Source organism: Pseudomonas lurida (assembly GCF_002563895.1).
Classification (GTDB): domain Bacteria; phylum Pseudomonadota; class Gammaproteobacteria; order Pseudomonadales; family Pseudomonadaceae; genus Aquipseudomonas; species Aquipseudomonas lurida.
Genome location: NZ_PDJB01000001.1, coordinates 5,967,741 through 5,981,163, shown reverse-complemented (window position 1 = coordinate 5,981,163; position 13,423 = coordinate 5,967,741). Strand labels below are relative to the sequence as shown.

The 13,423-nt window shown below is 59.4% G+C and carries 13 protein-coding genes; 11 read left to right on the top strand and 2 right to left on the bottom strand.

Annotation, left to right across the window (positions count from 1 at the left end; translation table 11 throughout):
• Nucleotides 1-261 precede the first annotated feature (261 nt).
• The 8 genes from ATH90_RS27370 (at nt 262) to ATH90_RS27335 (ending at nt 7,562) form a co-directional block, all read left to right on the top strand.
• Entirely contained in the window at nt 262-1,662 is a 1,401-nt protein-coding gene (locus ATH90_RS27370) for an OprD family porin (RefSeq protein ID WP_069078514.1), read from the top strand.
• A gap of 291 nt (nt 1,663-1,953) precedes the next feature.
• The gene (locus ATH90_RS27365; protein ID WP_034110101.1) at nt 1,954-2,592 is read left to right on the top strand and encodes a peroxiredoxin; all 639 of its coding nucleotides are present in this window, start codon (nt 1,954-1,956) and stop codon (nt 2,590-2,592) included.
• Between the two features lie 294 nt (nt 2,593-2,886).
• Entirely contained in the window at nt 2,887-3,480 is a 594-nt protein-coding gene (gene ssuE, locus ATH90_RS27360; protein WP_098467541.1) for an NADPH-dependent FMN reductase, read from the top strand.
• Between the two features lie 94 nt (nt 3,481-3,574).
• Nucleotides 3,575-4,543, top strand: coding sequence for a sulfonate ABC transporter substrate-binding protein (locus ATH90_RS27355; RefSeq protein WP_098467540.1), 969 nt, complete (start codon nt 3,575-3,577; stop codon nt 4,541-4,543).
• 25 nt (nt 4,544-4,568) lie between these two features.
• Nucleotides 4,569-5,717: an FMNH2-dependent alkanesulfonate monooxygenase gene (gene ssuD / locus ATH90_RS27350; protein WP_098467539.1), complete on the top strand. Its 1,149-nt coding sequence runs from the start codon at nt 4,569-4,571 to the stop codon at nt 5,715-5,717.
• Between the two features lie 9 nt (nt 5,718-5,726).
• On the top strand, nt 5,727-6,515 hold the full coding sequence (ssuC, locus tag ATH90_RS27345; RefSeq protein WP_034110094.1) for an aliphatic sulfonate ABC transporter permease SsuC: 789 nt from the start codon (nt 5,727-5,729) through the stop codon (nt 6,513-6,515).
• The gene (ssuB, locus tag ATH90_RS27340; protein WP_034110092.1) at nt 6,512-7,318 is read left to right on the top strand and encodes an aliphatic sulfonates ABC transporter ATP-binding protein; all 807 of its coding nucleotides are present in this window, start codon (nt 6,512-6,514) and stop codon (nt 7,316-7,318) included. Before ssuC ends, ssuB begins: the two co-directional genes overlap by 4 nt.
• A gap of 28 nt (nt 7,319-7,346) precedes the next feature.
• Nucleotides 7,347-7,562 (top strand): TOBE domain-containing protein, encoded by a 216-nt coding sequence (locus ATH90_RS27335; protein ID WP_003213899.1) that lies wholly within the window; start codon nt 7,347-7,349, stop codon nt 7,560-7,562.
• Nucleotides 7,563-7,681: 119 nt separating this feature from the next.
• On the opposite strand, the gene ATH90_RS27330 is transcribed toward ATH90_RS27335, so the two are convergent.
• The gene (locus ATH90_RS27330) at nt 7,682-8,323 is read right to left on the bottom strand and encodes a TetR/AcrR family transcriptional regulator (RefSeq protein WP_034110090.1); all 642 of its coding nucleotides are present in this window, start codon (nt 8,321-8,323) and stop codon (nt 7,682-7,684) included.
• Between ATH90_RS27330 and ATH90_RS27325 the strand changes: the two genes are divergently transcribed.
• A complete protein-coding gene (locus tag ATH90_RS27325) occupies nt 8,322-8,546 on the top strand; it encodes a hypothetical protein (RefSeq protein WP_098467538.1) in 225 nt (74 codons plus the stop codon). The two genes, ATH90_RS27330 and ATH90_RS27325, sit on opposite strands and share 2 nt — an antisense overlap.
• On the opposite strand, the gene ATH90_RS27320 is transcribed toward ATH90_RS27325, so the two are convergent.
• Entirely contained in the window at nt 8,543-9,919 is a 1,377-nt protein-coding gene (locus ATH90_RS27320; RefSeq protein ID WP_010207341.1) for a glutamine synthetase family protein, read from the bottom strand. The genes ATH90_RS27325 and ATH90_RS27320 overlap by 4 nt on opposite strands.
• Before the next feature lie 609 nt (nt 9,920-10,528).
• On the opposite strand from ATH90_RS27320, the gene ATH90_RS27315 reads away from it, so the two are divergent.
• Entirely contained in the window at nt 10,529-11,887 is a 1,359-nt protein-coding gene (locus ATH90_RS27315) for a glutamine synthetase family protein (RefSeq protein ID WP_034110085.1), read from the top strand.
• A 59-nt stretch (nt 11,888-11,946) separates the two neighbouring features.
• The gene (locus ATH90_RS27310) at nt 11,947-13,311 is read left to right on the top strand and encodes an aspartate aminotransferase family protein (RefSeq protein ID WP_034110083.1); all 1,365 of its coding nucleotides are present in this window, start codon (nt 11,947-11,949) and stop codon (nt 13,309-13,311) included.
• Nucleotides 13,312-13,423: the final 112 nt, after the last annotated feature.

The following is a 13,423-nucleotide window of genomic DNA, read 5'->3' as shown; positions in this document are numbered from 1 at the left end:
TTCGTCTACCCGACTTCCCCGCGTCATCGAAAGGCTTATTCCCAAATCGTATGAAAAAGAATGAAACAATTCTTTTTGGGTGTATGAAAAACTCATTACCCTGCAGGGACCAAATCAACTGCGGTTAGACGAAGGTAGTAGACATACAAGGTTACGATTGACTTGGTAGTCACTATCTGGCGCTAATCGCGCATCTGTGGATCGAGGGCGTCAGACCCGAGACCAAAGAAATACAAAAATTAGAAATGAGAGGAGCGGTACATGAAGAAGTCCACCTTGGCACTCGCTGTGGCCCTGGGCGCAATCGCTCAGCAAGCAGGCGCTGCCGGTTTCATCGAAGACAGCAAGGCAACACTGGGGCTGCGTAACTTTTACATCAACACCGATAACCGTGACGACGCTACCAAAGCGGCCGGCGCGCAAAACAAGCAAGAAGAGTGGGGCCAAGCCTTCGACCTGCGTTTCATCTCGGGTTACACCCAAGGTACCGTTGGTTTCGGTCTTGACGCTATCGGCCTGCTGGGCGTGCGTCTGGATTCGGGCGGCGGTACCAACGGCGCTACCGCTCGTTCGAACGGCAACGCTGGCTCTTACGGCGGCACGGTTTTCCCGAGCAAGTCCAATGGCGAAGCCGTGGATAACTACTCCAGCCTGGGCCTGACCGCTAAAGCCAAGATCTCCCAAACCGAACTGAAGCTGGGTACTCTGCAACCCAAGCTGCCAGTTATCGTTACCAACGATGGTCGTCTGTTGCCTCAGACTTTCCAGGGTGGCCAGATCACTTCGGGCGACATCAAAGACCTGACACTGGTTGCCGGTCAGATCGAAAAGGCCAAGGGTCGTAACTCCAGCAACGTTGAGAACCTGTCCATCGCAGGTGCCAACGGCCGTACAGCCGCTGGCCGCGATAGCAACAAGTTCTACTACGCCGGTGGTGACTACAAAATCACCAAGGACCTGACTGCCCAGTACTACTACGGCAATCTAGACCAGTTCTACAAGCAACACTTCTTGGGCCTGCTGCACAACTGGGCAATTGGTCCTGGCGTGTTGAAAACCGATTTGCGCTACTTCAATAGCCGCGATGACGGTGCCAACGGCAACAACGCGAACTATTACACCACGGGTGACTACGGCACTAACGCCGCGGGTGCCACCATCACCAAGGGTAAAGTTGATAACAACCTGTACAGCGGCTTGTTCCTGTACACCGTTGCCGGTCACACTTTCGGTGGTGGTTACCAAGTCAGCAACGGCAACAGCGACTTCCCTTGGTTGAACCAGGGTGACGGTTCGTCGGCTTACCTGACTACTGACTCTCAGATCGCCAAATTCGCCCGTGCTGGCGAACGTACTTGGCAAGCTCGCTACGCTTACGACTTTGCCAAAATCGGCGTACCAGGCCTGACCGCTGGTGTGGTTTACCTGCGTGGCGACAATATCGACACCCGTGGTAACACCGGCACGCCGCAACGGGCTACAAACTCCAATGGCGCTAACGAGTGGGAACGTGACATCACTGTTGCCTACGTCGTACCAGAAGGCCCACTGAAGAACGTCGGCGTGGCCTGGAAAAACGCCATGTGGCGCAACGACATTGCCGGCCAGCGCAATCAGGACGAAAACCGCCTGATCGTCAGCTACTCGCTGCCACTGTTCTAGTAGCGTGAAGCTGTTGTAAGTCTGTAAAACCTTGCCCGGCGCAACGCCGGGCAAGGTGTCTTGCTTTCAAGTCGGGCCAAACCCCCGCAGGCCCTTCCCGAATCCCTCTGTGTACAGCGTCTCAAGGCCTTCTCGAACCTTGGATGCGATGTTGCTCCTCGCCTGTGTCCGCGTCCAATGAACAGATTTTTAATATTCCCTTATCGTCTAGATAGATCGATATTTATTCTTTTTAAATAATCCACAATCCATGCACAGTGGGCTCCATAAGCACTCACCAGGAGCCACACCATGAGCCTAAGACTGGGCGATATCGCCCCCGACTTCGAACAGGATTCCAGCGCCGGCAAGATTCGTTTCCACGAATGGCTGGGCGATAGCTGGGGTGTGCTGTTTTCCCATCCGGCGGACTTCACCCCGGTGTGCACCACCGAACTGGGTTTCACCGCCAAGCTCAAGGACGAATTCGCCAAGCGTGGCGTCAAGGCTATCGCCCTGTCGGTAGACCCGGTGGACTCGCACCACAAGTGGATCGAAGACATCAACGAGACCCAGCACACCGTCGTCAATTTCCCGATCCTGGCGGACGCCGACCGTAAGGTCTCGGACCTCTATGACCTGATCCATCCCAATGCCAGTGACACCCTCACCGTGCGTTCCCTGTTCGTGATCGATCCGAACAAGAAGATCCGCCTCACCATCACCTACCCGGCCAGCACCGGGCGCAACTTCCATGAAATCCTGCGGGTCATCGATTCGCTGCAGCTGACCGACAACCACAAGGTCGCCACGCCCGCCAACTGGCAGGACGGTGATGAGGTGGTGATCGTGCCGTCGCTCAAGGATGAGGACGAGATCAAGAAGCGCTTTCCCAAGGGTTACCGGGCGGTCAAGCCGTACCTGCGGTTGACCCCACAGCCCAATCGCTGAGGCTGATAGCGCCATCGCGGGCGAGCCCGGCTGCGCATTCCCCTGTGGGAGCCGGGCTTGCGCGCGATGGCCACTACCTCTATTGAGCCAGAACCCAATCACATAGCAGGGGTTTTCAGGCCGTTTTGACGGCCTTTTTTTTCGCCTGCGTTTTGATCTGTCGTATATGCATTTAAAGAATAAACACATGAAAAAATAAGATTTAAAGATATATAAATCTGCTGATAAGGTCTGTTCCATCTTGGCGCCATCGCCACACAGCGAACCGTCGACACCTGCTCAAGGAATTCCTGCATGTTGGTCGTAACACTTGGAGGCAGTCCCAGCCAGCGTTCCCGCTCCGGGGTGTTGCTGGATAAAACCCGTCAGTGGTTGCAAGACAAAGGCGTAGAAGTGGTGAGTTACCAGATACGGGACTTCCCGGCTGAAGACCTGCTGCACGCGCGCTTCGACAGCCCCAAGGTCATTGACCTGCTGCAACAAGTGGCTAACGCGGATGGCTTGGTGATCGCGACCCCGGTGTACAAGGCCTCGTTCTCCGGCGCGCTGAAAACCCTGCTGGACCTGCTGCCCGAGCGTGCCCTGGCCCATAAGGTCGTGTTGCCGATGGCCACCGGCGGCAGCATTGCCCACATGCTGGCGGTGGACTACGCCTTGAAGCCTGTGCTGTCGGCGCTGAAGGCCCAGGAATTGCTCCACGGCATCTTTGCCGAGGACAGCCAGATCGCTTATGGCGAAGGCAGCGCCCAGGCGCAATTGGTGCCGGTGCTCGAACACCGTCTGCACCAGGCACTGGAGACGCTTTACGACGCCATGGCCCGTCGCCCGAAACCGCTGGACCCCCATGTGTTGAATGAACGTTTGTTGAGTGCTCGCTGGAGCATCTGAGCCTTACCGCATTTTGTAGTACCCACCTTACTCAGCCGCCAACGGCCAAGCAGGTGCAGCCAACCCCCTCATCGCATTATTTGGAGAGAGCGCCATGCGCACTGTCATCTTGCGTCGTGGTCTGGTCGCACTGTTTGCTGCGGCTGTGTCCTTCGGCGCCATTGTTCAAGCTCACGCGGCCGAGACCCTGCGTATCGGTTATCAGAAGTACGGCACGCTGGTCCTGCTCAAGGCCAAGGGCACCCTGGAAAAACGCCTCGCGGCCCAGGGTGTGAACGTGCAATGGACCGAGTTTCCCGGCGGCCCGCAATTGCTGGAGGGCCTGAACGTCGGCTCTATCGATTTTGGCGTGACCGGTGAAACCCCACCGGTCTTCGCCCAGGCAGCCGGGGCCGACTTGCTCTACGTGGCCTATGAACCGCCAGCGCCGACCAGCGAGGCGATCCTGGTGCCAAAGGATTCACCGATCAACTCCGTGGCCGAGCTCAAGGGCAAGAAAATCGTGCTCAACAAAGGCTCCAACGTGCACTACCTGCTGGTCCGTGCCCTGGAGGACGCCGGCCTGAAATACACCGACGTGCAGACTGTTTTCCTGCCACCTGCCGACGCGCGTGCCGCGTTCGAACGTGGCAGCGTGGACGCCTGGGTGATCTGGGACCCGTACCAGGCCGCCGCCGAGAAACAGCTGCAAGCCCGCACCCTGCGTGACGGCACCGGCATCGCCGACAACCATCAGTTCTACCTGGCCACCAAGCCGTACGCCGAACATCACCCGCAGGTGATCAAGGCCCTGATCGAAGAGGTGCGCGCCGTGGGCGAATGGTCCAAGGCCAACCCACAGGAAGTGACTGAACAAGTGGCGCCGCTGCTCGGCCTGCCGGCTGACATCACCCTGACCTCGGTGAAACGCCAAGGCTACGGCGCACTGTTCCTGACCCCTGAAGTGGTGGTGGCCCAGCAGAAGATCGCCGACAGCTTCTACCAACTCAAACTGATCCCCAAGCCCTTGAACATCAAGGACGTGATCTGGACGCCACCCGCCACCGTGGCCAAAGCGCCGTAATCCGACTTCTTCAGGAGACAACTCCATGAGCCTCAATATTTTCTGGTTCCTGCCTACTCACGGCGACGGCCATTACCTTGGCACCGCCGAAGGCGCTCGCGCCGTTGACCACGGTTACCTGCAGCAAGTGGCCCAAGCCGCTGACCGCCTGGGTTTCGGCGGGGTACTGATTCCCACCGGACGCTCTTGCGAAGATTCGTGGCTGGTGGCCGCATCACTGATCCCGGTGACCCAGCGTTTGAAATTCCTTGTCGCGTTGCGCCCCGGGATCATTTCGCCGACGGTAGCGGCGCGTCAGGCCGCGACCCTGGACCGCCTGTCCGGTGGCCGGGCGTTGTTCAACCTGGTCACCGGTGGTGACCCGGAAGAATTGGCCGGCGATGGCTTGTTCCTCAGCCACGAAGAGCGCTACCAGGCCTCAGTGGAATTCACCCGCATCTGGCGCCGTGTGCTGGAAGGCGAAACCGTGGACTACGACGGCGAGCACATCAGCGTCAAAGGCGCCAAGTTGCTGTACCCGCCGATCCAGCAACCACGTCCGCCGCTGTACTTCGGTGGTTCTTCCGAAGCGGCCCAGGACCTGGCAGCCGAACAGGTGGAAATGGTCCTGACCTGGGGCGAGCCGCCGGCGGCCGTTGCAGAAAAAATCGAACAGGTTAGGGCCAAGGCCGCGAAGCTTGGGCGCACCGTGCGCTTCGGTATTCGCCTGCATGTGATTGTGCGTGAAACCAACGACGAAGCATGGAAAGCCGCCGACAAACTGATCTCTCACCTGGACGACGACACCATCGCCCGTGCCCAGGCCTCCCTGGCGCGCTTCGACTCCGTCGGCCAGCAACGCATGGCGGCCTTGCATGGCGGTAACCGCGAAAACCTCGAAGTCAGCCCCAACCTGTGGGCCGGCGTCGGGCTGGTGCGTGGCGGTGCGGGCACCGCGCTGGTGGGCGATGGCCCAACCGTCGCGGCACGCGTGAAGGAGTACGCAGCGCTGGGTATCGACACGTTTATCTTCTCCGGTTATCCCCACCTGGAAGAGTCGTATCGCGTCGCAGAACTGCTGTTCCCTCACCTGGATATCGAACGTCCCGAGCTGCCGAAAAGCGCCGGCTACGTGAGCCCGTTCGGCGAAATGGTCGCCAACGACATCCTTCCCAAAGCTGCGTCACAGAGCTGAGGCGGCGCCATGAACTATGAAAAACTGAGCCACCGTGTGGCGCCATGGATACTGCCGGTTCTATTGCTGGCGGTGTGGCAGTTGTCGGTGTCGGCGGGTTGGTTGTCGACCCGTATCCTGCCGGCCCCGAGCGCGGTAATTGAAGCCGGTATCAAGCTGGTCGCCAGCGGTGAAATCTGGACCCACCTGGCTATCAGCGGCTGGCGTGCCGGCCTGGGTTTTGTGATCGGCGGCAGCATCGGCCTGGCCCTGGGCTTTATCACCGGCCTGTCGAAGTGGGGCGAACGCCTGCTGGACAGCTCGGTGCAGATGATCCGCAACGTGCCGCATTTGGCGCTGATTCCGCTGGTGATCCTGTGGTTCGGCATCGACGAGACGGCGAAGATTTTCCTGGTCGCCCTTGGCACGCTGTTCCCGATCTACCTCAACACGTACCACGGCATCCGCAACGTCGACCCGGCGCTGGTGGAGATGTCGCGCAGCTATGGCTTGTCCGGGTTCAGCCTGTTCCGCCAGGTGATCCTGCCGGGCGCGCTGCCGTCGATCCTGGTGGGCGTGCGCTTTGCCCTGGGCTTCATGTGGTTGACGCTGATCGTGGCGGAAACCATCTCCGCCAGCTCGGGTATCGGCTACCTGGCGATGAATGCCCGTGAATTCCTGCAAACCGACGTGGTGGTGCTGGCCATCGTCATGTACGCCATCCTCGGCAAGCTTGCCGACCTTGCCGCTCGCGGTCTGGAGCGTGTGTGGCTGCGCTGGCACCCGGCCTATCAAGTGAATAAAGGAGGTGCGGCATGACAGCTCAACAACCCCCGCGCCTGCTGAAGGGCATTCCCCTGGCGGTACGCAAGTTGCGCAAGGCCTTCGGCGCGCGCGAAGTGCTCAAGGACATCGACCTGCACATTCCTGCCGGCCAATTCGTCGCGGTGGTCGGTCGCAGTGGTTGCGGTAAAAGTACCTTGCTGCGCCTGCTGGCGGGGCTGGACAAAGCCAGCGGTGGCGAGCTGCTGGCCGGTTCCGCACCGCTGAGCGAAGCGATTGAAGACACGCGGCTGATGTTCCAGGAAGCACGCCTGCTGCCGTGGAAAAAGATTATCGACAACGTGGGCCTAGGCCTTAAAGGCAACTGGCGCCCCAACGCGCTGCAAGCCCTGGAGGCGGTTGGCCTGGCCGAACGGGCCAATGAATGGCCGGCGGCGCTGTCCGGTGGGCAGAAGCAACGCGTGGCCCTGGCCCGTGCGCTGATCCACCAACCGCGCTTGCTGCTGCTGGACGAGCCGTTGGGCGCGCTGGATGCGCTGACCCGCATCGAAATGCAGCAACTGATCGAAAACCTGTGGCAGAAGCACGGTTTCACCGTGTTGCTGGTGACCCATGACGTCAGCGAAGCCGTGGCGATTGCCGACCGCGTCATCCTGATCGAAGACGGCGAAATCGGCCTTGACCTCATCGTCGACCTGCCGCGCCCACGCGCCCGGGGCTCACATCGCCTGGCCGCGCTGGAAGCCGAAGTGCTCAACCGTGTGTTGTCGTTGCCCGGCACGCCGCCAGAACCCGAACCCGTTTCACCGCTGCCTACGCAATTGCGTTGGGCTCAATAACTCACTTGTCCCATGAAGGAAGAACACCATGACTATTAAAGCCATCAACGTGCGCAACCAATTCAAAGGCACCATCAAGGAAATCGTCGAAGGCGACGTGCTGTCGGAAATCGACGTGCAGACCGCATCCGGGATCGTCACTTCCGTGATCACCACCCGCTCGGTCAAAGAGCTGGAACTGGTGATTGGCAGCGAAGTGATTGCCTTCGTGAAGTCCACCGAGGTGTCGATCGCCAAGTTGTGATCAGCGCTGCCCTTGGGCCCTCATCGCGCGCAAGCCTGCGCCTACATTTTGATGTGTGAACACCGTCAAAGGTGGGAGCTGGCTTGTCTGCGATGGGGCGTGCACAGGCAGCCGGGAAATCAGCGAGCAGCCATCCGCTTAGGCAGATAGGGCGGCAGGTAAAGCCCTACATATGCATCGAACACCCGCATGCCTTCCTCGGCCATGCGCGGGGTGATCAGCCCGTGCTGATGCACCGAGCGCGCATACACGCGGTCGCTCAGCTCCAACGCCAGCGCAAACACATCCACATCACTGGGCAGTGTCGGCACTTCGAAGTGACGATTGAACACGTCCAGCATCAGATCCCCCAACTCGAGGTCATGCTGGCGGTCCGCCTGGGTCACTTCGGCCAGCCCGTGCTGTGCCAGGATCAACTGGCGTGCGGCGGCGTCGTGTTCGTAGATGGTGAGCATGCGTTGCTCGACGATGCAGGACAGGTCACGCCAGTGCTTGAGAGCGTCGTGCTCGATGGGCGCCTGGATCGCCGCCCGGAAGGCTGCGTGGACGTCTGCAGTCAGTGCCTCCAGCAGCGCGGGTACGCTGGCGAAGAAGTGATACACCGATGACGGTGGGATCTGCGCACGCTCGGCCACGCTGTAGATCGACAAACTCGCCACGCCTTCGGCTGCCAGCAAGGTGCGGGCGGCGTCAAGAATCGCATCGATCCGGGCCTGGCTGCGGGCACGGGGTTTGCGAGGGGCGGCGGGGCGGGTGGTCATGGACGTCTCCTACAAGGCAGCGGGCATTGTAAGAGCAGGCGTGTGTGTTGTCTTCCAGGGCGCCATCGCAGGCGAGCCTGGTCCCATCTTTGAATGTGTTCACAAATCAACATGTGGGCGCTGGCTTGCCTGGGATGAATCCACCTCGGTGTTCCTGGAAAAAAACCAAAAAAAACCGCAGGTCATAAAGCCTGCGGCGTTTTTTATCGCTGCCGCCATTTAGACGGTATGCAGGTACCAGTTGTACTCAAGGTCGGAGATGGAGTGTTCGAACTCTTCCAGCTCACTTTCCTTACAGGCGACGAAGATATCGATGTACTTGGGATCGATGTACTTGGCCATAACCTCGCTGTCGTCCAATTCGCGCAGGGCATCGCGCAGGTTGTTCGGCAGGCTTTGCTCGTTCTGCTCGTAGCTGTTGCCTTCCACCGGTGCATTAGGCTCGATCTTGTTGGTCAGGCCGTGGTGCACGCCTGCCAGGACCGAAGCCATCAGCAGGTAAGGGTTGGCGTCGGCACCGGCCACGCGGTGTTCGATACGGACGGCATCGGACGAGCCAGTCGGTACGCGAATCGCCACGGTGCGGTTGTCCAGGCCCCAGCACGGCGAGTTCGGCACGTAGAACTGTGCGCCGAATCGGCGGTAGGAGTTGACGTTGGGGCACAGGAACGCCATTTGAGCGGGTAGGGTCTCGAGCACACCGCCGATCGCGTGACGCAATGCGGCGTTCTGCTCGGGATCCTCGCTGGCAAAGATGTTCTTGCCGTCTTTGTCCAGGATCGAAATGTGTACGTGCAAACCATTGCCTGCCTGGCCTGGGTAAGGCTTGGCCATGAAGGTGGTGTCCATCTCATGGTCGTAGGCGATGTTCTTGATCAGGCGCTTGAGCAGTACGGCGTAGTCGCAAGCCTTGATCGGGTCGGCCACGTGGTGCAGGTTCACTTCGAACTGCGCCGGGGCACTTTCCTTGACGATGGCGTCAGCCGGGATGCCTTGCTCCTTCGCACCTTCCAGGATGTCCTGGAGGCAGTCGACGTACTCGTCGAGGTCGTCGATCAGGTAGACCTGTGTCGAGTGCGGGCGTTTGCCGGAGATCGGCGAGCGGGGCGGTTGTGGGCGGCCGTTCACGTTCTCCTGGTCGATCAGGTAGAACTCAAGCTCGAAGGCGGCGCAGATCGTCAGGCCAAGGTCGTCAAATTTGCTTACAACTTGGCGGAGCACTTCGCGCGGGTCGGCGAAGAAAGGTTCACCTTCAAGTTCGTGCATGGTCATCAGCAGTTGCGCGGTTGGGCGCTTTTGCCAGGGTTCATTGCACAGGGTGTCGGGGATTGGATAACAGATTCGGTCAGCATCACCGATGTCCAGGCCCAAGCCGGTGCTTTCCACCGTAGAGCCGTTGATATCCAGGGCAAATAAAGAGGCAGGCAGGTTAATGCCCTTCTCGTAAACCTTGTGGAGGCTGGTGCGTTCGATGCGCTTGCCGCGCACCACACCATTCATATCCGCAATTAGAAGGTCTACGTACAGAACCTCAGGATGATCCTTAAGGAACGCGTTCGCTTCGTTAAGCTGAACGGCACGCGGGGGTACCGACATGATGCAACACCTTTGTTGTTAAAAATATCAATCATTGATCTTTTCTGGTTTCAGTCAACCCGAACGGCATGCCGAAGTCAAGCGAGGCCTTTTTTGCCCTAAAAAAGCGCCATGGAGGCTTTTTCGGGGCTTTTTGGGGCGGTTTTTTGGGTTTGAAGGGCTTGGGACTAGCAGGCTTGAGCGGGCCGTGTTGTATTTTTTACGGGGGTGTTGTGTAAAAAAATGAACAAGGCTAAGCTCGATTCAAACCCATAACAGCAATAATACCGGGGTGCTTCATGTGTCTCCTGCCGCCACTTGGCGTCTTGGCCTGCTTCAGACAGGCTGTGTCATCCGTTCACTCGTCCTGCGTGAACACCTGCGCCCCGGCCAATATTTTTGACGCTCGGGCGGACCTCTTCTTTGCCCTTGCACTGCCCTCGACGATGTCCCAGAACGGCGCCCGCGCGAGGTGCTGCTCATGATTCTGCACGACTTTGGCGTGAGGAATGCAACGCTGCAGCAAATGGCAGGTAAGCTCCTACCCTGAACGAAGAGACGACGCGGATGCTGCGTCAAACAACGCCTGACCTTTTAATGGATGTCAGGAAACCCAGCCCAGAGGCATTTATGAGTAACAACCTCGACCAGCTCACCGATTGGTTGAAAGACCACAAGATCACAGAAGTCGAATGCATGATTGGCGACCTCACCGGCATCACCCGGGGCAAGATCTCGCCGACCAACAAGTTCATCGCCGAAAAAGGCATGCGCTTGCCCGAGAGCGTGCTGTTGCAGACCGTGACCGGGGACTATGTCGAAGACGACATCTATTACGAATTGCTCGACCCGGCCGACATCGACATGATCTGCCGTCCCGACCAGAACGCCGTATTCCTGGTGCCGTGGGCCATAGAGCCGACCGCCCAGGTGATCCACGACACCTACGACAAGCAAGGCAACCCGATCGAGCTGTCGCCGCGCAACGTGCTCAAGAAAGTCCTCAAGCTCTACGCCGACAAAGGCTGGCAGCCCATCGTGGCACCGGAGATGGAGTTCTACCTGACCAAGCGTTGCGAAGACCCGGACTTCCCGTTGCAACCGCCGATTGGCCGTTCCGGCCGCCCTGAAACCGGTCGCCAGTCCTTCTCTATAGAAGCGGCCAACGAATTCGACCCGTTGTTCGAAGACGTCTACGACTGGTGCGAACTGCAGGAGCTGGACCTCGACACCCTGATCCACGAAGACGGCACGGCGCAGATGGAAATCAACTTCCGTCACGGCGATGCGCTGTCGCTCGCCGACCAGATCCTGGTGTTCAAGCGCACCATGCGTGAAGCCGCGCTCAAGCACAACGTGGCCGCCACCTTCATGGCCAAGCCGATGACCGGCGAGCCTGGCAGCGCGATGCACCTGCACCAGAGCATCATCGACATCGCCACTGGCAAGAACGTCTTCTCCAATGAAGACGGGACCATGAGCAATCTGTTCCTCAACCACATTGGCGGCCTGCAGAAATTCATCCCTGAACTGCTGCCATTGTTTGCTCCCAATGTGAACTCGTTCCGCCGCTTCCTGCCCGACACCTCGGCGCCGGTCAACGTGGAGTGGGGCGAAGAGAACCGCACAGTCGGCCTGCGCGTACCGGATGCCGGCCCGCAGAACCGCCGTGTCGAGAACCGCCTGCCGGGCGCCGATGCCAACCCGTACCTGGCGATTGCCGCCAGCCTGCTGTGTGGCTACATCGGCATGGTCGAAGGCCATAACCCGAGCGCGCCGGTGGTGGGTCGTGGTTACGAGCGGCGCAACCTGCGCCTGCCGTTGACCATCGAGGACGCCCTCGAGCGCATGGAAAACAGCAAGACCATCGAGAAATACCTGGGTCAAAAATTCATTACAGGCTACGTCGCGGTCAAGCGGGCCGAGCATGAAAACTTCAAGCGCGTGATCAGTTCGTGGGAGCGGGAATTCCTGCTCTTTGCCGTCTGATGCGCCGGGCGCGCCGGTTGAAACGGCGCGCCCTTCACTGAAAAGTCTAGGAGATTGGTATGTCCAGCAACAACCCGCAAACCCGTGAATGGCAAGCCTTGAGCAGCGATCACCACCTGGCGCCGTTCAGTGACTTCAAGCAATTGAAAGAGAAAGGCCCACGGATCATCACCAAAGCCCACGGTGTCTACCTGTGGGACAGCGAAGGCAACAAGATCCTTGACGGCATGGCCGGCCTCTGGTGCGTGGCGATCGGTTACGGTCGCGATGAACTGGCCGACGCCGCCGCCAAGCAGATGAAAGAACTGCCGTACTACAACCTGTTCTTCCAGACCGCTCACCCGCCGGTGCTGGAACTGGCCAAGGCCATTTCCGACATCGCGCCTGCCGGCATGAACCACGTGTTCTTCACCGGCTCCGGCTCCGAAGGCAACGACACGATGCTGCGCATGGTCCGCCACTACTGGGCGATCAAGGGCCAGCCGAACAAGAAAACCATCATCAGCCGCAAGAATGGCTACCACGGCTCCACCGTAGCCGGCGCCAGCTTGGGCGGCATGACTTATATGCACGAGCAGGGCGACTTGCCGATCCCGGGCATCACCCACATTGCCCAGCCGTACTGGTTTGGCGAAGGCGGCGACATGAGCCCCGAAGAATTCGGCGTGTGGGCTGCCAACCAGTTGGAAGAGAAGATCCTGGAACTGGGCGTGGACAACGTCGGTGCCTTTATTGCCGAACCGATCCAGGGTGCCGGTGGCGTGATCGTACCGCCCGCCACCTACTGGCCGCGCATCAAGGAAATCCTCGCCAAGTACGACATTCTGTTTATCGCCGACGAAGTGATCTGCGGTTTCGGCCGTACCGGTGAGTGGTTCGGTAGCGACTTCTACGACCTCAAGCCACACATGATGACCATCGCCAAGGGCCTGACCTCGGGTTACATCCCGATGGGTGGCCTGATCGTGCGCGATGAGGTGGTAAAGGTCCTCAACGAAGGCGGTGACTTCAACCACGGCTTCACCTACTCCGGTCACCCGGTAGCCGCTGCGGTGGCGCTGGAAAACATCCGCATCATGCGCGATGAACAAATTGTTAAACGTGTGCACGACGAAACGGCACCCTATTTGCAGAAACGTCTGAGGGAACTGGCTGATCACCCTCTGGTGGGTGAAGTGCGTGGTGTCGGCATGCTCGGTGCGATCGAGCTGGTCCAGGACAAAGCGACGCGCAAGCGGTATGAAGGCAAGGGCGTTGGCATGATCTGCCGCACCTTCTGCTTCGAGAATGGCCTGATCATGCGCGCCGTGGGCGACACCATGATCATTTCGCCGCCGCTGGTGATCAGCAAGGCTGAAATCGACGAACTGGTCACCAAGGCGCGGCAGTGCCTGGACCTGACTTTGGCGGCATTGCAGGGCTAAGTGCTAGGCTCAGGACGCAGCGGCTTTCGGGCGCTGCCTTCTGAGCGGTTATAAATGAGGCTTTGGTTGAAAGCCGGCCTCGGAACTTGCCAGACTGTCGCCCTGTTTTGTT

What these genes read in the sequence shown, in the direction of transcription:
- ATH90_RS27370 (WP_069078514.1), top strand. Translation starts at nt 262, where the DNA reads ATGAAGAAGTCCACCTTGGCACTCGCTGTGGCCCTGGGCGCAATCGCT.
- ATH90_RS27365 (WP_034110101.1), top strand. Translation starts at nt 1,954, where the DNA reads ATGAGCCTAAGACTGGGCGATATCGCCCCCGACTTCGAACAGGATTCC.
- ssuE (WP_098467541.1), top strand. Translation starts at nt 2,887, where the DNA reads ATGTTGGTCGTAACACTTGGAGGCAGTCCCAGCCAGCGTTCCCGCTCC.
- ATH90_RS27355 (WP_098467540.1), top strand. Translation starts at nt 3,575, where the DNA reads ATGCGCACTGTCATCTTGCGTCGTGGTCTGGTCGCACTGTTTGCTGCG.
- ssuD (WP_098467539.1), top strand. Translation starts at nt 4,569, where the DNA reads ATGAGCCTCAATATTTTCTGGTTCCTGCCTACTCACGGCGACGGCCAT.
- ssuC (WP_034110094.1), top strand. Translation starts at nt 5,727, where the DNA reads ATGAACTATGAAAAACTGAGCCACCGTGTGGCGCCATGGATACTGCCG.
- ssuB (WP_034110092.1), top strand. Translation starts at nt 6,512, where the DNA reads ATGACAGCTCAACAACCCCCGCGCCTGCTGAAGGGCATTCCCCTGGCG.
- ATH90_RS27335 (WP_003213899.1), top strand. Translation starts at nt 7,347, where the DNA reads ATGACTATTAAAGCCATCAACGTGCGCAACCAATTCAAAGGCACCATC.
- ATH90_RS27325 (WP_098467538.1), top strand. Translation starts at nt 8,322, where the DNA reads ATGGACGTCTCCTACAAGGCAGCGGGCATTGTAAGAGCAGGCGTGTGT.
- ATH90_RS27330 (WP_034110090.1), bottom strand. Translation starts at nt 8,323, where the DNA reads ATGACCACCCGCCCCGCCGCCCCTCGCAAACCCCGTGCCCGCAGCCAG.
- ATH90_RS27320 (WP_010207341.1), bottom strand. Translation starts at nt 9,919, where the DNA reads ATGTCGGTACCCCCGCGTGCCGTTCAGCTTAACGAAGCGAACGCGTTC.
- ATH90_RS27315 (WP_034110085.1), top strand. Translation starts at nt 10,529, where the DNA reads ATGAGTAACAACCTCGACCAGCTCACCGATTGGTTGAAAGACCACAAG.
- ATH90_RS27310 (WP_034110083.1), top strand. Translation starts at nt 11,947, where the DNA reads ATGTCCAGCAACAACCCGCAAACCCGTGAATGGCAAGCCTTGAGCAGC.